This window comes from Labrenzia sp. 011 (assembly GCF_003075075.1).
Lineage (GTDB): Bacteria > Pseudomonadota > Alphaproteobacteria > Rhizobiales > Stappiaceae > Roseibium.
Window position 1 is genome coordinate 87,249 of sequence record NZ_QCYM01000004.1, and the last position, 19,418, is coordinate 106,666.

Sequence of the window (19,418 nt, forward strand, 5' to 3'; positions counted from 1 at the left end):
AAATTCGGAGCTGCTGGATTTAGGCGGCGCTGCCGGTCTCGATGCGGCATTCACCGGTGGGATCGAGCATGGCCACGAAGCGGATCGGACAGGCGTCGCCCTCGTGCCAGGCCCAGGGGGCGGCATGAAATGTCGCCCGCATGCCCCTGACCGCCGCAACGTCGCCGCCGACATTCTCGACCGTCGGAATGCCGGCCTCGAGGAGATTTCTGTGCGCGATGTTCCAGTCCGGAAAATCGGCTTTCGGATCGCGTCCGGTCTCCGTCCGGTACTTATCGGGCAGCCGGTTCAAGAGGGGGCCGCCGCGGTGTTCGGCCAGCGACGTGGCCAGCGGATGGTCGATTTGCGGTGTATCCATTGCCACCAGCCTGACCTTTTTCGCAATCAACCAGTCGGCGGCCGCCTTGGAAAGGCCCGGAGCGTCGCCGAAATATTCCAGGCTGTCGGAATATTTTTCATGCCAGCCGGTCACGATGACGACGAAATCGCCTTCGCGAATTTCGGGTGTTGCGCTTTCGAGGTCTTCCGGTTCGACGAGACCCCACCGCCCCTTCGGCAAGTCGACAAGCACGCCGTTGCCAAAAAGATGATCGAGAGAAATCTCGCCGACCCCTGCACCTTTCTGGACAAGATGGATCGGGGCGTTCATGTGGGTGCCGGAGTGCATCACCATCCGGATACGATGGGCCATCACGCCGTGCTGCCCGTGCTTCACGGCGCGGTACAGCTGGACGTCGTCGTCGCCGGGCATGGACGGGGCGCCGTGGCCCCATTCATGGCTGAGTTCGACGAACTGCAGTCCGGTTACAGGATCGTTGGGAAACGTCATGGCGTCTGGTTTTCCTCCCGGATAATCTTCCGCTCAAAACGCGGAAGCGCATCCTCCTGACGGGGTGCGCGTGTCATGTTCCGGGAGCAGTATCGACCGGTCGGAAGAGACACGGCCAATATAAAGAGGATCAAACTCTATAAATTTTTGGAATACCCAAACTTATGTAAAATGGACTAAAGCAATCGGTATTTGTTATAAAGATGATTGAAAAAGGTGAATTCGACTGGAATCTCCATGCATTCCCGACTTCTGAAGCATTTTCTCGCCATCTATGAAGCCCGCAGTCTGAGCGCTGCGGCAGCGGCTCACAGGATCAGCCAACCAGCGCTGACAAAAAGCCTGCAGTCCCTGGAACTCGAATTCGGCGTCAAGCTGTTCGAGCGCATCCCGACCGGAGTTCAGCCCACGCGCTACGGCGAGGTGCTGGCCCGGCGCGTGCGATTGATGGATATCGAGTACCGGCACGCCATCGCCGAGATCGACGCCATGCGCGGCGGCAAGGAAGGGCAGCTCCGGATCGGAGCGGGCCCGATCTGGATCACCCGGTACCTTCCGCCGGTCGTTGCCGATTATCAGAGACTGCGCCCCGAGATACGCATCTACATGGAAAGCGGTGTGATCGACACGCTCGTTCCTCTCCTGCAACGCGGCGAATTCGATCTCGTGTGCGCGTCGCTCGATTTTCCCAATCAGCCGGACCTGGTCAAGGAGGCGCTGGTCAACATCGAACACGTGGTGGTCGCCGCCCAGACACATCCCCTGGCAGGCCAGGGGATGGTCACCGCGCAGGATCTTGCCGGCTATTCCTGGGCCGCACTTGCGAAGGATCAGGTCGGGACCGGTCGTATCCTGTCCTATTTCGCGGCCTACGACTGCAATCCGCCACAGATCGCCGTGGAAACCTCTTCCACGCCGGCGATGTTCGACCTTCTGAACCTGACCGATTATCTGTGCCACATTCCACGGGCACTTCTGCCGCATGCCGCCAAGTTCAACGTCGTTCCCCTGGCACTTTCCGGGACGTTCTGGGAAACACCTGCCGGGATTATCTACCGGCAAAGCGAGAACAGGTTGCCCGCGCTCACGCAGTTCATCAGGGCCATGCGCGAGAGCTTCGAAAAAGGCAGCTAGAGTATGTCGCGTTGAACTGAATTCAGGAAATCGCCCGACCTCATGATTCCGCCTGAACGCGATAGGCCCTGGATCGTGAATTCGCCAATGGGCCGGTCTCGAGCGCAAATGTCGGCCCGTTCTGGAAAAGGCCCGTCGCAGGCGCGTGCGAGGCCGGTGTTGTCCGGTTGGTGGCCCACTTGGGGCGGGCACGGACCGGCGTTTCGATGCGCTGCCGGAAGATGGCCGGTGGTCAGTCGATGGACTTTGCCAGGGACATGGCTTCCTGGGCGCTTTTGCGCATGACGGAGGCAAGCAGGGTGACATCGATGGCGGTGGCGACGAAGGTGGCGCCGGTCTCGAGGGCCTTGCGCTGCAGGTCCGGTTGGAGCGTCAGAATTCCGCCCGCCTTGCCGGATGCGACAATTCTTTCCATCGCGTCCAGAATGGCCTTTTCGACCTCGGGGTGGCCCTGGTCCGCCGCATGTCCCATGTCGGCCGCCAGATCCGCGGGACCAATAAACACGCCGTCAACACCTTCAACCGCAAGGATGTCGTCCAGGGCGGCCATGCCCTTGCGGTTCTCGACCTGGACCAGCAGGCAGATCTCGGCGTCCGCGCTCGTCAGATAATCGGGGATGGCTCCGAAACCGGAAGCCCTTGCCAGGGCCGCCCCGACGCCCCGCACGCCTTCGGGCGGATAGGTCACGGCCCTGACGAGTTCAGCGGCCTGGGCGCCGCTTTCGACCATCGGCACCAGGAGCGTTTGTGCCCCGCCGTCCAGGAGCTGCTTGATCATCCAGGTCTCGCCGACCACCGGCCTGACGACCGGGTGGCTGCCGGATGCCGCGATGACCTGCATCTGCGCAATCGTGGAGCGCAGATCATTGGGGGCGTGTTCTCCGTCGATCAGCAGCCAGTCAAAGCCGGCACTGGCGCTGATTTCCGCGCTGTAGGGATCGGCGAGGCCCAGCCAGCAGCCCATCTGCGGAGTGCCGTTTTTTAATGCGGCTTTGAAAGGGTTGTGTGGCGCGGGCATGGCAGGATCCTCAGGCGAAATTCGTGTTTCCGGATCCCGAGGATCCGAACCGGCTTGAATGATCTTCGATGGCGGGCACGCCACCAGGCGGAGGAAAGCGCCGGACCGGGCGATATGTCCGGAGCCGGCGAATCGGCCCCAGTGTGCCATTCGCCAGGGGCCTCGGACAATGGTTTCCGCAGGGGCAAAACATGCACAGCGGAAACCGGCGGGTCCGGCTTCCGCTGTGCATGGCGAAGGGCGCCGATGCCGTCAGTCGAACAGCGACGGCAGGAACAGGGAGAAGGCCGGCACATAGGTGATCAGCATGAGCGCCACGAAGAGGGCCAGATAGAATGGCCAGATCGACTTGAGGGCGTCCTCGATGCGGATCTTGCCGACCGCGCAGCCGACGAAGAGGCACGTGCCGACGGGCGGTGTGCACAGCCCCAGGCCCAGATTGACCAGCATCATGATGCCGAACTGTACCGGATCCATGCCGAGCTCTCTTGCGATCGGCAGGAAGATCGGGGTGCAGATCAGGATCAGCGCGGCCATATCCATGATCATTCCGAGGATCAGCAGCATGATGTTGATCAGCAGCAGGATGACGATCTTGTTCTCGGAAATCGCCAGAAGAAACTCGCTCAGGCGCGTCGGGACCTGGTAGAGGGCGAGAAGATACGCGAAGGAACTGGCGAAGCCGATCAGGATCATCACCATCGCCGTGGTGCGCAGCGAGGAGGTAACGCAGACGACGAATTCCTTCCAGCCGAGGGTCCTGTAGACGATGGCCGTCAGGGCAAGGGCGTAGATCGCGCCGAAGGCGCCGGATTCGGTCACCGTGAAGATGCCGGACAACACGCCGCCGACGATGATGACGGCAGTGATCAGGCCGGGTATGGCGCTGACGGCGGATCGCGCGACCGCTCCCCAGCCCGGAAAGGGTTCGGAGCCGTAGTTGTGCTTGACCGCCACCACATAGGCGGCCACGGCAAGACACAGGCACATCAGGATGCCGGGGATGACACCGGCCAGGAACAGCTTGGAAATGGAGATGCCGCCGCCCGCCGCGACCACGAAGATGATCATGTTGTGGCTGGGCGGAATGACGATGCCGGCGATGGACGAGGTGACGGTGACGTTGACCGCATAGTCCGGCCGGTAGCCTTTTTCCTTCATGACCGGGATCAGAAGGGAGCCGAGCGCCGAGATGTCGGCGATGGCCGATCCGGAAATGCCGCCGAACAGCATGCTGGAGGATATGTTCACCATGGCCAGACCGCCGCGCACATGTCCGACCAGGGCGGAGGCGAACCGCACGAGGCGTGCCGCGATGCCGCCGTGCAGCATCAATTCGCCGGCAAAGATGAAGAACGGGATGGCGAGCAGGGAAAAGGACGCGATGCCCGAAATGGACCGCTGAAACGTCATCAGCAGGGGGAAGCCTTCGTACCAGAAGGCCGCTGCTGCGGAAATGCCCATGGCGAAGGCGACCGGAACGCCGAATAAAACGCTTATGCCGAAAACACCCAGCAGGATTGCGAGACCCATATTCTAAGACCTTTTCTATTCGTGGATCTCGCCGCGCAGGGTTTGGAGCCCTCTCAGGATGAAACGCGATCCGGCGAAAATGACAATGAGACCGCCACAGGCGACCGCCGAGGCGGTTCGGATACTCTCCGGGATGTTCAGCATCGGAAGAAGGGTCGCCCAGCCGAACTGGAAAAGCTCCAGGCTGGCGACAAGCATGACGGCTCCGAAAATCGCAAGGCACAGGTCGGTCAGCAGGAGAAGGACCTGCTTGGCCTTCGCCGGCAGGGCATCACGGAGAAACGTGACACCGAGATGCGACTGTTCGTGAATGCCGACGGCCGCGCCCAGGAATGTGATGTAGCAGATGAGGAGAAGGGCCAGCTGTTCGACCCAGGTCGGTGTCGCATTCAGGACGTAACGGCCGAAGACCAGCCAGCCGAAGGTGGCCACCAGAACAACGAGGGCGAGCGACCCGATAAACACGCAGACATTCTTGAGGCGGGACAGCCAGATTTCCAGACGGTCCTCGAAAGCACGCGAATGCGTCATCATATCCTCCCGGTGGCGGGCCGTGCCGGAAGCGCCGGCACGGCCCGTACCATGCGTTATTGCGCGTTTCTGAACAGGTTGACCAGATCGGTCAGTTCAGGATTCTGCGCCAGATACTGCTCGTAAACCGGAGCCATGGCTGCCTGGAAGGCTGCCTTGTCGGCGACGGAATTCACGGCGACGCCGCCTTCCTCGACCTTGGCCATGCTGGCAGCTTCACGTTCCTGCCAGAGCTTGCGCTGCAGTTCCGTACTGTTGCGGCCGGCCACCTTCACGATTTCCTGCTGTTCCGGGGTCAGGGAATCAAAGGTCTTCTTGCTCATGCACAGGCACTCGGGAATGATGAGATGCTGGGTGAGCGAGTAATATTTGGCGACTTCGAAGTGATTGGTGGATTCGTAGGAGGGAGGATTGTTCTCCGCACCGTCGACGACACCGGTCTTGATGGCCTGATACACTTCGGCGAATGCCATGGGCGTGGCGTTGCCGCCGAGGGAATCGACCATTCCGACGAACAGGTCGTTGTTCATGACCCGGATCTTCATGCCCGCGACGTCTTTGGGCTCCTCGATCGGCTTCACGGACGTATAGAAGGACCGCGCTCCGGCATCGTAGTAGCCGAGGGCGATGATGCCTTTTGCTTCAAGTCCCTTGCTCAGGGCCGCGCCGGCTTCACCGTCCATGAGCTCGTACATCTGCGGCACGCTCTTGAAGATGAAGGGTAGGGAGACGACATTGGCTTCCGGTACGACCTGACCCATCGGCCCGAGGCTGAAGACACCGAAATCGATCACGCCGAGGCGCGTCTGTTCGATGGCGTCGGGCTGGGAGCCGAGAACGCCGGAGTGAAAGATCTTGGCGGTCAGTTCGCCGTCTGTCTTCTCGCTCAGCTCCTTCGCGAAGGCTTCCATGCCGTGCGAAACCGGGTAGTCCTCCACGTGGATGTTCCAGCCGCGCAGCTGGCGTGCTTCGGCCTGCAGCGGCGGCATGGCAAGCGACGCAGCTACGACTGAGCCCAGAAGGACAGCTAATTTTACGGATTTGAATTTGGTCATCGGTTCCTCCCTGTTTGACCTCCCTAGACGATATGTATTTTACAAATATTTACAAGTTAAAAAATGAATAAAACAAATTGGTGTTTGCTCCCGGATTAACCGGTTGATTCTTAATTCCGAATTCGGAACTGGCGCCCGAGGCGCCGGCCCTGTCGTGGATGCGTCTGCGGCGGAAGGGAGCGGCCGGCATGGACCCTCGTGTCCGTGCCCGAGCCGGTTTCCCCTGCCGCAGACCCGTCAGGAAATCCTCAGGAAAACAGCATGCCACCGTTGATGTCGATACAGGCGCCGGTGATGAACGCAGCATCGCCCGAAGCCAGGTAGACCGCGAGATTGGCCACGTCTTCCGATGTGCCTTCGCGCTTGAGCGGCGTCACGCCGGCCACATGCTTGCGCACCTCGGGCTTGGTGAAGACATTGTGGAAGTCGGTGTCGATCATGCCGGGGCACAGGGCGTTCACGCGGATGTCGGGAGCCAGTTCCTTGGCCATGCCGCGGGTCATCGTCATGACCGCGCCCTTTGCCGTCGCATAGGCAATGGCCCCCGGACCACCGCCGTCCCGCCCGGCCTGGGAGGCCATGTTGACGATCGCGCCGCCGGCTCTCATGTGCGGCAGGGCCGCCTGGATGATCGTGAAGGCGGAGGTCAGGTTGAGGTCGAGGACCGCCTGCCAGTGCTCCGGCGTGATTTCGCTGACGGTCTTGCGGGCGATCAGCCCGCCGGTCACCGGCATGAGGATGTCGATGCCGCCGAATTCGGCGACCGTCCTGTCAACCAGCGTGGCGACATCCGCCGGCTTTGTCATGTCTCCCTGAAGGGCGAAGGCCCGGCCGCCGGCCGCGGTGATTTCCGCAACGGCGCTGTCGGCGCCGGTGGCGCTGTTGAGATAGTTGATGGCAACATTCGCACCGGCACTGGCCAGGGCCATGACGCATGCGCGGCCGATATCCCGGCCGCCGCCGGTAACGATGGCCGTCTTGTCCTTGAGGTTCATCGATTTGTTCTCCTGAGGTTTCCAAGTGAATGCTGCGGTTGTCGGAGCGCGGACCGAAGCGCGGTCATCTGCGGGCTACGGGCAATCCTCGTGCCTGCGGCTTCCGGTCTAGGTCTCTCCCTGCCGCACCAATAGCGCGGTTTGCGCACAGGGATCAATACAAATTTTTACAAATAATTGACAAATCGAGCGGGGCCGCATATTCCTTCGAGGAGCGCATGTCGCGTCCTGTTCTGCAAATATCGGAGCGTCCCCATGACGGGTTTGAGCAAGCAAGCACACGATAAACTGATGAGTGTGAGCACGGCTACACTGACGACCGTCCTGTTCAAGCATGGTTTGCGGAACATCTTCCTGCAGGGGCCGCAGCGTCTGCGGGCCGGCCGGAACATGGTCGGACCCGCCTATACGCTGCGCTACATTCCCGCCCGGGAAGATCTGGATATTCTGGAAACCTTTGCCAATCGCGAGAACGCGCAGCGCAAGGGGGTGGAGGAGTGTCCGCAGGGCGCGGTCTTCGTGATCGACTCGCGCGCCGATGCGTCCGCCGCCTCCGCCGGATGCATCCTGGCAACCCGGCTTCAGGCCCTGGGGTGCGAGGGGATCGTCACCGATGGCGGGTTCCGGGACACTCCAGAGATCGCGCAGCTGGAGATGCCTGCCTATCATACCCGCCCCAGCGCGCCGACCAATCTGACCAAGCATCATGCCGTTGCGGTAAATGATCCGATCGCCTGTGGCGGTGTCGCGGTCTTTCCGGGCGATATCATCGTCGGCGACAACGAAGGCGTTGTCTGCATACCTGTTCATATGGCACATGAGGTGGCGGACGAGGCTGCGGAGATGACCGTCTTCGAGGATTTCGTCATGGAAATGGTGCAACAGGGCGCGTCGACATTCGGGCTTTATCCCCCGACCGATCCCTCGACCAAGGAGAGGTTCAAGGCTTGGCGGCAGGAAAGAGGCAGGTAAGGGAGCTCGCGGCGTCGGACCGGCAGGTGCGCGACAAGACGCTCTCGGACAGGGCGTACGAGAGCATTCTTGCCAAGATCATGGATGGAGACATTCCCGTCGGCGGAAAGCTGCCGACAGAGCAGGTGCTGTCCGAGGAGCTGGGGGTTTCGCGGCCGGTCCTGCGTCAGGCGCTCAAGCAATTGCGCGAGGATGATGTCGTCGTCTCGCGCCAGGGGTCCGGATCCTATGTCAAGCGTCGGCCGGAAGGCGCGGTGCGTGATTTCGCACCCGTCGGCTCAATCGCCGATATCCAGCGCACATTCGAATTCAGGGCCGCCATCGAGGGCGAAGCCGCCTATCTGGCGGCGGAGCGCCGGCTGGAGTCCGATCTCAGGGAACTGCGTGAGGCGTTGCAGGAACTGGACCGCTGCATCACGAACGGCGAACTGGGCGTGGCCGCCGACGAGGCCTTTCATGTGGCCGTGTGCAACGCGGCGGACAACAAGTATTTCGTGGCGGCCAGGTCGTCGATGAAGTCCAATATCCTGACCGGCATGAACCTGACCAGAAACCTGTCGCTGACAAAGCCTCAGGACCGGTTGAAGCTGGTGCAGTCCGAGCACTATGCGATTTACGATGCGATCGAAAGATCCGATCAGGCAGCCGCCCGGGACGCCATGCGAAGCCACGTGGAAAATGCCCGCAAGAGGATTTTCGAGGGCTGAGCTGCCTCCTGCCGGTGCGCCCCGGAGGTTCCGGTGCTGTTTCCTCGACGTGACAATGCCCGGTCATTCGACCTGAAGGACGATCTTGCCGACATGGCTCTTTTCGCCGAAGGCCTGCTGGGCGCTGGCGATTTCCCGAAGCGGGAAGGTGGCTGCGACCAGCGGTCTGATGTCTCCGCGTTCGATCCGGCCGACCAGATTGGCGAAGACTTCCGGGTCGAGAACCGTGCAGCCGAAAAAGCTCAGGTCCTTCAGATACAGGGTGCGCACGTCGAGTTCGACCATCGGTCCGGCGATTGCGCCGGAGACCGCGTAGCGGCCGCCGGGCCGCAAGACGTCGAGCAGTGCCGGCCAGCCGGGACCGGCCACCAGGTCGATCACCACGTCGATGCTGTCGGTTCCCAGTTCCCTGACAGGATCATCGTTCCGGCCAATCGTTTTTGCCGCTCCCAGGTCCCGCAGGGCGGCGGCTTTCGACGCACCGGTGACCGCAATCACCTGCGCACCGCGCGCCCGGGCAAGCTGGACCGCAGCCGAGCCGACGCCCCCGGAAGCTCCGGTGACAAGGACGGTGTCGCCTTGTCCGGCCCCGGCGCGGGTCAGCATGTTTTCAGCGGTGGAATAGGAGCAGGGAAACGACGCCAGTTCCACATCGCTCAGGCTGCTTTCGATCCCGAAGGCATGACGGGCGGCGATGCGCACATAGTCCGCGAACCCGCCGTCGCATTCCGATCCCAGGTACCAGGGTCTTGCCGGTTCGTGCCCGTCCACCTCGCGCAGGCAGGGCTCGATCAGCACGCGCTCGCCGATCCGGGAGGCCGGAACGTCGTCGCCGACGGCAACGATGTGGCCGCATACATCGGCGCCCTGGATGCGCGGGAAGCTCAGCGGTGTGCCTCCCCAGGCCGCATCCTCCGCGGAGGCGTTGTTTTTCGAATACCAGCCGATGCGGGTGTTGATGTCGGTGTTGTTCACGCCGGCCGCCGCTACGCGCACGATGACATCACGCGGTCCGGGCCGGGGGACGGGAATGTCCGTCCGCCACTCCAGCATTTCCGGTCCGCCGTGTCCGGTCAGAACCATTGCGCGCATGGTGTCCGGCAATGTCATGGCAGATCCCTTCAGGTAGAATGTTTGTTCTACTTGCTCTAGGTAGAGCAATCATTCTACCTTGTCAAACATGAATGAAATCCAGACGAGGATAGCCGCCGGACTCGAGCGTGCCTTTGCCACCCACGGCTTTTCGGCGCCGAATGTCGACAGGCTGCGTGAGGCGGCGCAGGTGAGCCTGCGCACCCTTTACAGATATTATCCGTCCCGGGACGACATGGTTTTGGCCGCACTCGAGTTCCGCCATGAGCGGTACATGTCGCGGATCTTTTCCGACCTGCCGGCCCTGTCGCAGGACGCGCTGTGCGAGGTCATCCGGCGGATCGGGCACTGGATGGAGAGTGAAGCCGCGCACGGATGCCTGTTTCATTCGGCCGTTGCCGCAGCGCCGGAGAACCCGGCGCTGAAACAGCTCCTGCGGCGGCACAAGCTCGAATTTGCCCGGAGGCTGGCCGGGGCGGCGGGCCTTCCGGGATACGAGACGGAGCTGCTGCTGATCTGCGAGGGCCTGATGCAGTCGTGGCCCATTTGCGGGGACAAGGCCTGCGACAGCGCCATGCGGCTGGCAGCAGCACTGCTGGTGCATGCCGATGGCACGGCGCGCGGCAACGCCGATACCGGCGGCAACGGGACGGTCGTCCGGCAGCCTACGGAGCGGATCACGCCGTGAGAGAACGCACCGGATCCTTCCCTGCGGCCCGGTGCGGAGCTCCACCTGACGGTGAAGCCGGAGGACATTCATCTCTTCGACGCGGCCACCGGGACCCGGATCTGATCGGGAACCTGACCGGTGACCTGACGCCGGGCCCCGGCTCAAGGCCGGGGTGGCGGTCAGGGGGGCGCCTTCTGGGGAGCAGATTGGTGACCTGTTTTCAGCGGCCGATGGCGTAGGCCTGCATGAGGCGGGGCGTGGCGCCGGCCTTCAGTGTGCCGTCGGCCTCTCGCCTGGCGGCGGTCAGCCTGCCGATGGTCCAGTTGCCGGACACTTCGACCGAGTGACCGCGGGCCCTGAGTTCGTCGATGGTGCGGGCGCTGAAATTGCCTTCCGCCATGAGGTGGCCCGGCTGGCGCTGGCGTGGGTGGAAGGACGTGGGGAAATGGGTGGTGTGGAACAGCGGCAGGTCGATGGCTTCCTGAAGATTGAGGCCGTGGTGCACGAGACGCAGGAACAGGGAGAGCTGCCACTGGTCCTGCTGGTCGCCGCCGGGCGTGCCGAAGGCGAGTGTCGGCCTGCCTTCGTGGAATGCAAGGCTCGGGGTCAGCGTGGTGCGTGGGCGTTTGCCCGGCTCCAGGCTGGCGGCAAGGCCTTCTTCCAGCCAGAACATCTGCGCCCTTGAATTGAGGCAGAAGCCGAGCGCCGGAATGACTGGCGAGGACTGCAGCCAGCCGCCGGACGGGGTGGCTGCCACCATGTTGCCCCAGCGGTCGATGATGTCGAGATGTACCGTGTCGCCGCGACGCTCCGACAGATGCGCCATGGTGGGTTCGTAAATTCCGGTATCGGCAATGCCGGCCCGGTCGATCATCGCCATGCTTCTGGCCAGCTGGTCCTCATAGCCGGGAATGGTGCCCGGGCGCAGGTCGAAGGAGGCGCGTTCGCAGATCAGGGCGCGGCGGGCGGAATTGTAGTCCTCTCCAAGGAGCTGGTGAAGCGGCACGTCGATGAAGTTCGGGTCGCCGTAATAGACCTCGCGGTCGGCATAGGCGAGCTTCATGGCTTCGGTGACGTGGTGGACGAAGTCCGGGCCGGCCGGCTCCATCTTGCCGATGTCGATTCCGCGCAGAAGGGCGAGCGACTGCAGGAGCACCGGTCCCTGGCCCCACGGACCGGTCTTGGCGACGCTCCAGTCGTGATAATCGTCCGTCAGCGGGGCCTCGTAGGTGGCCTGCCAGTTCGCCAGATCGTCGGGGGTAAGGACGCCCTTGTGCGGGCTGCCCGAGCCGTCCATGACTTCGGCGGTTTCAAGGAAGGCTCCGATTTCCTCGGCGATGAACCCCCGGTAGAAGCAGTCCCGCGCCGCATCGATCTGCTGCTCGCGGCCGCTCTTGCCCTCGGCTTCGTCAAGCAGGCGTTTCCAGGTGGCCGCCAGGACGGGATTGCGGAACATCTCGCCGGCCTGGGGAACGGTGCCCCCCGGAACCCAGGTCTCATGGGAGGTCGGCCATTCCTTGCGGAAGAATTCCTCGAGCCCGCCGATGATCGAGGCGGTGCTGCGCAGCATGGGCTGGCCATGTTCCGCATAGTAGATGGACGGCTCCAGAACGTCGCGCAGGCTGAGGGTGCCGTGGTCGCGCAGCATCAGCATCCAGCCGTCGAAGGCGCCGGGAATGACGGTCGCGAGCAGGCCGTTGCCCGGAATGAGGGTCATGCCCTCGGCCTTGTAGTGGGCGATGGTGGCGCCCGCCGGGGCCGGCCCCTGGCCGCAGACGACGCTGGTTTCGTTCCTCTGTGCGTTGTGGAAGATGATCGGAAGATCCCCGGCGGGGCCGTTGAGATGCGGTTCGAGTACCTGCAGGACGAGGCCGGTGGCCACCGCCGCGTCGAAAGCGTTGCCGCCCTTTTCCAGGATGCTCATGCCGACGGCACTGGCGATCCAGTGGGTGGAGGTCACGACGCCGAAGGAGCCGGTGATTTCTGGGCGTGTTGTGAAAGTCGTCATAATCTACTCATTTGCGTTGAAAAAATCGGGTTCAGGTCTCGCGCGGGTCGAGAGCGTCGCGCAGGCCGTCGCCCAGCAGGTTGAAGCCGAGCACGACCAGGAAGATCGCCGCCCCCGGCCACCAGGCCATCCAGGGGGCCTGGGTCATGAAATTCTTGGCCACATTCAGCATGGATCCCCAGCTGGGTGCGGGCGCCTGCTGGCCCAGTCCGAGGAAGGACAGGCTGGCTTCGGCGATGATCGCGGTGGCCACGGTGAGGGTCGCCTGGACCAGGATAGGCGCCAGGACGTTGGGAAGAATATAGCGGCTCATGATGGCGGCATGGGTGAGGCCGACGGCGCGCGCGCCCTCCACGAAATCCTCCGTCTTCACGGCAAGCACCTGGCCGCGCGTGAGGCGGACGAAGATGGGCACGGCGGACAGGCCGATGGCGATCATCGCATTGCTCAGGCTGGGGCCGAGAAAGGCGGCGAGCGCGATGGCCAGAATGAGGAACGGGGTTGCCAGCAGCGCATCGGTGACCCGGGAGATCGCCTGGTCGGTCCAGCCGCCGAAATAGCCGGAGATCAGACCGAAGGGCACACCGACCATGACGGCGATAAGGACCGAGACGACACCGGCCAGCAGCGAGGCCTGGGCGCCCCATATCATGCGCGACAGGATATCCCGGCCGATCTCGTCGGTACCGAGCCAGTGGGCTGCGGACGGCGCCTGGCGGACCGCGCTCCAGCTCGTGGCCAGCGGGTCATCGATCGGCAGGATCGGCGCGGCCATGGCAATGATGATGAAGAAGGCGACGATCACCAGGCCGAAGCGGGCGCTTCTGTTGGCCTTCAGCTTCTTCCAGGCGCGGTTCTCCGGCCTGACGGTCTCGTCTGCCGGCTCGGCGGCGGAGGTCAGGGCGCTCACAGGCTGTTCCTCATGCGCGGGTTGAGAAGGAAATAGAGCACGTCGGCAATCAGGTTCATCAGGATGAAGCCGGCGGCGGTGCACATGACGACGCCCTGAACCACCGCATAGTCGCGGGTGAAGACGGCGTCGACGATCAGCTTGCCGAACCCGGGGATGGTGAAGATCTGTTCGGTGAGAACGGCGCCGGCAAGCAGTTCGCCGAAGAGGAGCGCGCTGAGGGTGACGATGGGCAGGAGCGCGTTGCGGAAGGCGTGCTTCAGGATGACGGTATGTTCCAGCAGGCCCTTGGCTCTTGCCGTGCGGACATAGTCGGCCTTCAGGACGCCGAGCATGGCCGAGCGGGTGTGGCGCATCAGGGTGGCGGCCAGGGCGGTGCCCAGAACGAAGGCAGGCATGATCATGGTCTGGAAGGATTTTACCGGATCCTCGAATGGCGGCACATAACCGGAGGCCGGCAGCCAGCCCAGATGCACGGATACCAGCATGATCAGCATGATGCCGAGCCAGAAGTTCGGGATCGACAGGCCGGACAGCGCGACGAAATTCGCGATGTAGTCGATGGCGGTGCCCTTTTTGACTGCGGACAGGATGCCTGCGGGGATGCCGATGGCGAATGCGATCACCATGGCCATGACGGCAAGCTGGATGGTGACCGGCAGCTTGTCGGCGATCAGGTCGAGCACCGGTTGCCGGGTTCGCAGGGAAATGCCGAGATCGCCCTGCAGCATGGCTTTCACCCAGTGGAAGTATTGCAGGATGATCGGGTCGTTCAGGTGGTATTTCTCGCGGATGAACGCCAGAACTTCCGGATCGCGCTCCTCGCCGGCAAGCACGAGTGCCGGGTCGCCGGGCAGCAGCTTCTGCAGCACGAAGACGAAGATCGATACGAGAATGAGCGTCGGTATGGCGATGACCAGCCGGCGCGCAATATAGGACAGCATTCAGGCAATACCCGCGTTGGACCGTCCCCCGGCGGGATGCCGGGGGACGCTGAGGGGTGGCTTATTTGAACTTGACGTTCTCGAGGCGGATCATGCCGTCCGGATAGGGGGTGAAGCCTTCCAGCTTGCCGGAAAGCGCCCAGATCCAGGTCGGATGATAGAGATAGATGATCGGCAGTTGCTCGTTGAGGATATCGCGCGCCGCATCGTATTTGGCCTTTCGGGTGGCGGTGTCGGTGCTCGTGCGGGCCTCGTCCAGAAGCTTGTCGACTTCCGGAATGCAGATCTTGGAATCATTGATGCCGCCGTTGCAGGTCATGAACTGGTGGATGTTGCCGTCCGGATCGACACGACCCGACCAGCCGACCTGGCTGGCCTGATAGTTGCCTGCGGACTGGTCCGCCAGCAGGCTGGCGAATTCCATCGTCTTCAGCTTGACGTTGAAGCCGGCTTCTGCGGCCATGGACTGGACGACCTGCATCATCTGGGTCTGGACCGGATTGTTGGCGACCTGGATCTCCACATCGAGGCTGTCATATCCGGCTTCCTTCAGAAGGGCCTTTGCCTTGTCCACGTCGCGGGCCGGAACCGGATGGTCCTTGTCGTACCACGGGCTGGTCGGCGGGAAGGGCTGGTTGCCCGGTGCGAAGACACCTTCAAAGACAACCTGGTTGATCGCATCGCGATCGAGCGACAGGTTGAAGGCCTGGCGGATGCGCGGGTCGTTGCCGAAGGGATTGTCGCCGGCCTCGCCGTTGGCGATGTTCACTGTGATGCCCTGGTAACCGAGGCTGACCGCTTCCGCATAGGCGAGATCCGCATCGGCCTTGACGGAAGCCACATCGGTGGCCGCGAGCCGTTCAAGCATGTCCAGATCGCCGGAGCGCAGGTTTGCCAGGCGCACGGTGGTGTCCGGGATCGGCAGGAAGGTCACCGTGTCGAAGTTGATGGCATCGGCGTTCCAGTACCCGTCGAACTTTGCGAGCACGATGCGGTCCTGCTGGACACGCTCCACGAACTTGAACGGGCCGGAACAGACCGGATTGGCTCCGAAGTCCGCACCGGCGGCTTCCGCGGCGGTGGGGGAGAGCATCATGCCGGCGCGGTCGGCGAACTGGGCCAGAAGCGTGGCGTCCGGCGCCGTCAGGTTGATCTTGAGCTGAAGCGGACCGGAGACCTCAACGCTCTCGATGGATTTGACCTCACTCTTGCGGCGGCTTTCCGGAAGGTTTTTCGAGCGCTCGATATTCGCCTTCACGGCCTCGGCGTCGAAGGGCGTGCCGTCATGGAAGGTCACACCGTCGCGCAGGTCCATGGTCAGGACCTTGCCGTCGTCGGACCAGCTCCAGCCGGTGGCGAGCTGCGGTATGATCTCCAGGTCCGGCGTGATGTCGACCAGCTTGTCGCACAGTGACGCATAGACGATCCGGCCGACGAAGGTCCGGGACTGGTCGGGGTCGAGCACGTCGGCATCGTCCTGAAGGCCGATTCTCAGATCGGCGGCATGGGCGGCCGTTGCCAGGGTTGTCGCGCTCAGCAGCAGCGCTGCAAGGAATTGCTTACGCATTGTTGTCACTCCTCTCGGAAAGCTTGGTTTTCGGTTTCTGTTGCGGCCGTGACCGGCTCTTGTCGTTGGCTTCTCTGGCGGAACAGCGCAAAGCGCCTTTCCGCAATTGTGCTCCTGGGGGGCTCGCGCACGGGCGCTTGCGTGCTTTCTGCAATTGTCTCCCAGTGATGACAGGCGACCGCCCGACCGGTGCCTGCGCCGGTCAGGACGGGCTTTTCCGATGCGCACAGGCTGGTGGCCTGGGGGCAGCGGGGATGAAAGCGGCAGCCGGATGGAGGCGAAAGCGGTGAGGGAACATCGCCGGTCAGGGACACATTCATCGACCGGCCATGGGGCGAGGCGATCGGGATCGCCCGCATGAGGGCCTGCGTATAGGGATGCAGGGGGCGCTCGAACAGCGCGTCGTTGGGGGCCAGTTCGACGATCTCGCCGAGATACATCACGGCGATGCGGTCGCTCATGTGGCGGATCACCGCAAGATCATGGGCGATCAGGATCAGCGTCAGGTCGAATTCGTCTTTCAGGTCCTCCAGAAGGTTGATGACCTGCGCCTGGACGGAGACATCGAGGGCGGAGACGGGTTCGTCGCCGACAATCACCCTGGGGCCGCTGGCCAGGGCTCTCGCGATGCCGATGCGCTGGCGCTGGCCGCCGGAAAACTCATGCGGGTAGCGGTTGGCGAAAGCCGGGCGAAGACCGACCCTGGCAAGAAGATCCGCCACCTTGCGGCGCCGTTCCGCGCGCGAAAGAGACGTATGGACCTTCATCGGTTCCTCTATCAGCGCGCCGACGGTCATGCGCGGATTGAGCGAGGAAAAGGGATCCTGGAAGACGAACTGGAGATCCTTGCGCAGGCGGCGCATCTCCGCATCCGAGAGGGAGGAAATGTCGTTGCCCTCATAGAGCACTTCGCCGCCGGAGGGCGGCAGCAGGCGGACCAGTAGACGGGCCAGGGTCGACTTGCCGCAGCCGCTCTCGCCGACGATGGAAAAGGTTTCCCCGCGGCGGATGTCCAGGGAGACCTCGTTGACGGCGCTGACGCCGGCAGATGACCTGAAGAGGCCTTTTCTGCCGGGAAACCGCTTGGTCACGGCACGGGTCTCGATGATCCTGTCGCGTGTCGGCGGTCTCATGAGCCGGTTTCCGCGAAAACGGTTTCCAGCGGAGCATAGTGACACGCGGCCCGATGGGAGGGGCCGTGTTGATCAAGCACCGGTGGAGAAAGCGCACAATTTTCCTGGGCGAAGGGGCAGCGGGGGGTGAAGCGGCAGCCCGTCGGCATGTCGTCGATGGCCGGTACCATGCCGGCGATGGTCGCAAGCCTGCCCGAGCGCGGGCCGACGGAGGGCACGGAGCTCATCAGTCCGATGGTATAGGGGTGCTGGGGATCGTCGAAAATGGTCTCCACCGGGCCATCCTCGACAATGTGGCCGGCATACATGACGCAGACCCTGTCGGCGATTTCCGCGACAACGCCCAGATCGTGGGTGATCATGATCAGGGCCGTACCGGTTTCCTTCTGCAGCTCCTCGATCAGGTCGATGATCTGGGCCTGGATGGTCACGTCCAGGGCGGTGGTCGGTTCGTCGGCGATGAGCACGGCGGGGTCGTTCGCCAGCGCCATGGCGATCATGACGCGCTGGCGCATGCCGCCGGAAAGCTCATGCGGATAGTCGTTCAGCCGGCTGGCGGCGGCCGGGATCCTGACCCTTTCGAGCATGTCGCGCGCACGCCGGCGTGCGTCCGCCCCGGTCACGTTCCTGTGGCGCAGTACCACCTCGGCGATCTGGTCTCCGATCCTGTAGGACGGATTGAGCGAGGTCATCGGTTCCTGGAAGATCATCGAGATGGTGTTGCCGCGCAGATCCGCCATGGTGCGCTGGGAAAGCGTCAGCAGGTCGCGATCGCCGAACATGGCCCGTCCGGACATGACCTGTGCGACGGAACGGGGCAGCAGTCCCATCAGGGACAGGGCTGTGACCGACTTGCCGCAACCGCTTTCACCGACGATGCACAGGGTCTCACCGGGGCGGACGTCAAAGGAAATGCCGTCGATGATGTTGGCGGGGGCGCCCTTGAAGCGCAGCGCGAGATTGTCGACGCTCAGGACCGGCGCGGCATGCGGTTCACGCTCCGGGCGCATCGGAAACCTCCGGGGCGCTCTGGTAGAGAAGGCGTTGCTGGAGGGCCAGAAGATGACCGCGCATGGCCTTTTCCGCCGAAACCGGATCACGGTTCTCGATGGCCCTGATGATATCGACGTGTTGGGATTTGTAGAGCGCCATCGCGTCGCTGGTCCGCAGTGCCTCGCGTACGTGCCGCCAGGCCGCGTCCTGCCGGACCCGGTCGACCACATCGAAGAGCGCAAGGAAAAGCGTGTTGTTGGCGGCGCGCGCGATGGCCCGGTGGAGGGCGCTGTCCCACAGTTCCCGGCCGTCCAAGTCGTCGGCCTTGCCGACCCGGCCGGCTATTTCCCGCATGGCGGCGATATCCGCCGGATTTGCGCGCAGGGCCGCGAGACGGGCAAGGACGGGTTCCAGCTGCAGCCGGACTTCCATCACCTCGAGCATGTTGGATTCTTCGTTCAGGGCCACGAACTGCTTTTCCGGATGGGCTGGCTCGCTGCCGATAAAGGTCCCGGCGCCCTGCCGCCGCCAGATCTTGCCTTCGGTCTCCAGAACTTCCAGCGCCCGCCGCACCGCCCTGCGGCCGACGCCGATGGTCTCCGACAGTTCGCGTTCGGTGGGAAGCTGTTCCGCACCCTCGACAGTCAGCTGGTTCACGATGATCCTGAGCCGCTCGAGAGCCATGCTTGAATTCCGCTGCGAAGGTTTTTCTGTTTCTTTCATCGTATACCAATGTGAACCAATTTTGATTGGTTTCAGTATTGGCGGGATAAGTTCCGCACGCAACCCCTCCGGATGCGGCAATTCCTGGCGCGCTCCGGTCGGTCGGACCGGTGGTTCTTGGATGTATGGTTCCGCCTGACAGGAAGGAGTTTCATGATAATATACTGTTTTTAAATAGATATTATCATTTTCGCATGAAGGGGTGTCGGGGCAGTTCGTCGAATGTGCGGTGGGTCTGCATGAAATTTATGCGATGGAACAAATTTTAATCGGTTCCCCTTGTTTCCGGTTCGGAAAATGCGGGCGTAAAGATATTTCTCTGTATGGTGCAATATGTTCGGATTATTCACCGGTGCGTATGAAAATATGCCATATTTTTCAGATGGGTTGCTGGTCTGTGCGCGAATTTCCGTGTGAGCGGGATGACTTTCGATTGGTTCGTGCTGGGCTTCTTCTGAAGAGCGCTGTGCATGGTGAAGTTTTATGCGTGCCGGATCTTTGGGCGCTGGCGCGATTGACAAGCGTTTTTTGTTCGGCAATCCTTCACGGAACATAGCGGCATCCGTTCGACCGCATGGCAATCGCGCCCCGATCTTTCGCAGAC

The 19,418-nt window shown here is 62.8% G+C and carries 19 protein-coding genes; 4 read left to right on the top strand and 15 right to left on the bottom strand.

The features are described 5' to 3' along the window. Window positions 1–19: 19 nt before the first annotated feature. A complete protein-coding gene (locus DCO57_RS06600) occupies window positions 20–829 on the bottom strand; it encodes a cyclase family protein (RefSeq protein ID WP_116698078.1) in 810 nt (269 codons plus the stop codon). Window positions 830–1,066: 237 nt separating this feature from the next. On the opposite strand from DCO57_RS06600, the gene DCO57_RS06605 reads away from it, so the two are divergent. Next, a complete protein-coding gene (locus DCO57_RS06605; RefSeq protein WP_116698079.1) occupies window positions 1,067–1,963 on the top strand; it encodes a LysR family transcriptional regulator in 897 nt (298 codons plus the stop codon). 232 nt (window positions 1,964–2,195) lie between these two features. Here DCO57_RS06605 and DCO57_RS06610 read toward each other — a convergent pair whose 3' ends face one another. The 5 genes from DCO57_RS06610 to DCO57_RS06630 form a co-directional block, all read right to left on the bottom strand. Beyond that, the gene (locus DCO57_RS06610) at window positions 2,196–2,981 is read right to left on the bottom strand and encodes an HpcH/HpaI aldolase/citrate lyase family protein (RefSeq protein WP_116698234.1); all 786 of its coding nucleotides are present in this window, start codon (window positions 2,979–2,981) and stop codon (window positions 2,196–2,198) included. Window positions 2,982–3,233: 252 nt separating this feature from the next. Beyond that, window positions 3,234–4,514 carry a TRAP transporter large permease gene (locus DCO57_RS06615; RefSeq protein WP_116698080.1) on the bottom strand — a complete coding sequence of 427 codons (1,281 nt, stop codon included), beginning with the start codon at window positions 4,512–4,514 and terminating at the stop codon, window positions 3,234–3,236. Between the two features lie 15 nt (window positions 4,515–4,529). Next, window positions 4,530–5,045, bottom strand: coding sequence for a TRAP transporter small permease (locus tag DCO57_RS06620; protein WP_116698081.1), 516 nt, complete (start codon window positions 5,043–5,045; stop codon window positions 4,530–4,532). Between the two features lie 56 nt (window positions 5,046–5,101). Continuing rightward, window positions 5,102–6,100 (bottom strand): TRAP transporter substrate-binding protein, encoded by a 999-nt coding sequence (locus DCO57_RS06625; protein ID WP_116698082.1) that lies wholly within the window; start codon window positions 6,098–6,100, stop codon window positions 5,102–5,104. Between the two features lie 248 nt (window positions 6,101–6,348). After that, window positions 6,349–7,095 carry a glucose 1-dehydrogenase gene (locus tag DCO57_RS06630; protein ID WP_116698083.1) on the bottom strand — a complete coding sequence of 249 codons (747 nt, stop codon included), beginning with the start codon at window positions 7,093–7,095 and terminating at the stop codon, window positions 6,349–6,351. Between the two features lie 255 nt (window positions 7,096–7,350). Between DCO57_RS06630 and DCO57_RS06635 the strand changes: the two genes are divergently transcribed. Beyond that, window positions 7,351–8,067 (top strand): ribonuclease activity regulator RraA, encoded by a 717-nt coding sequence (locus DCO57_RS06635; RefSeq protein ID WP_116698084.1) that lies wholly within the window; start codon window positions 7,351–7,353, stop codon window positions 8,065–8,067. Continuing rightward, complete coding sequence (locus tag DCO57_RS06640) at window positions 8,043–8,774, top strand: FadR/GntR family transcriptional regulator (protein WP_208977838.1); 732 nt, start codon at window positions 8,043–8,045, stop codon at window positions 8,772–8,774. Before DCO57_RS06635 ends, DCO57_RS06640 begins: the two co-directional genes overlap by 25 nt. 63 nt (window positions 8,775–8,837) lie before the next feature. On the opposite strand, the gene DCO57_RS06645 is transcribed toward DCO57_RS06640, so the two are convergent. Next, window positions 8,838–9,884 (bottom strand): alcohol dehydrogenase family protein, encoded by a 1,047-nt coding sequence (locus DCO57_RS06645; RefSeq protein WP_116698085.1) that lies wholly within the window; start codon window positions 9,882–9,884, stop codon window positions 8,838–8,840. Window positions 9,885–9,954: 70 nt separating this feature from the next. On the opposite strand from DCO57_RS06645, the gene DCO57_RS06650 reads away from it, so the two are divergent. Further along, window positions 9,955–10,554 carry a TetR/AcrR family transcriptional regulator gene (locus tag DCO57_RS06650; RefSeq protein WP_116698086.1) on the top strand — a complete coding sequence of 200 codons (600 nt, stop codon included), beginning with the start codon at window positions 9,955–9,957 and terminating at the stop codon, window positions 10,552–10,554. Between the two features lie 202 nt (window positions 10,555–10,756). Here the strand turns inward: DCO57_RS06650 and DCO57_RS06655 are convergent, their stop codons facing one another. From DCO57_RS06655 to DCO57_RS23260, 8 genes are all read right to left on the bottom strand, one after another. Continuing rightward, window positions 10,757–12,544, bottom strand: coding sequence for a gamma-glutamyltransferase family protein (locus DCO57_RS06655; protein WP_116698087.1), 1,788 nt, complete (start codon window positions 12,542–12,544; stop codon window positions 10,757–10,759). Window positions 12,545–12,575: 31 nt separating this feature from the next. Then, window positions 12,576–13,454, bottom strand: a complete 879-nt coding sequence (locus DCO57_RS06660; RefSeq protein ID WP_205756097.1) for an ABC transporter permease — start codon at window positions 13,452–13,454, stop codon at window positions 12,576–12,578. Continuing rightward, the gene (locus DCO57_RS06665) at window positions 13,451–14,398 is read right to left on the bottom strand and encodes an ABC transporter permease (protein ID WP_116698088.1); all 948 of its coding nucleotides are present in this window, start codon (window positions 14,396–14,398) and stop codon (window positions 13,451–13,453) included. Before DCO57_RS06665 ends, DCO57_RS06660 begins: the two co-directional genes overlap by 4 nt. A gap of 61 nt (window positions 14,399–14,459) precedes the next feature. Continuing rightward, a complete protein-coding gene (locus tag DCO57_RS06670) occupies window positions 14,460–15,965 on the bottom strand; it encodes an ABC transporter substrate-binding protein (protein ID WP_116698089.1) in 1,506 nt (501 codons plus the stop codon). Window positions 15,966–15,970: 5 nt separating this feature from the next. Next, window positions 15,971–17,098: a dipeptide ABC transporter ATP-binding protein gene (locus tag DCO57_RS06675; RefSeq protein WP_116698090.1), complete on the bottom strand. Its 1,128-nt coding sequence runs from the start codon at window positions 17,096–17,098 to the stop codon at window positions 15,971–15,973. Continuing rightward, window positions 17,095–18,108, bottom strand: a complete 1,014-nt coding sequence (locus tag DCO57_RS06680; RefSeq protein WP_116698091.1) for an ABC transporter ATP-binding protein — start codon at window positions 18,106–18,108, stop codon at window positions 17,095–17,097. Before DCO57_RS06680 ends, DCO57_RS06675 begins: the two co-directional genes overlap by 4 nt. Then, on the bottom strand, window positions 18,092–18,775 hold the full coding sequence (locus DCO57_RS06685) for an FCD domain-containing protein (protein WP_244287894.1): 684 nt from the start codon (window positions 18,773–18,775) through the stop codon (window positions 18,092–18,094). Before DCO57_RS06685 ends, DCO57_RS06680 begins: the two co-directional genes overlap by 17 nt. A 209-nt stretch (window positions 18,776–18,984) precedes the next feature. After that, window positions 18,985–19,368 carry a hypothetical protein gene (locus DCO57_RS23260; RefSeq protein WP_133192636.1) on the bottom strand — a complete coding sequence of 128 codons (384 nt, stop codon included), beginning with the start codon at window positions 19,366–19,368 and terminating at the stop codon, window positions 18,985–18,987. Window positions 19,369–19,418 lie beyond the last annotated feature (50 nt).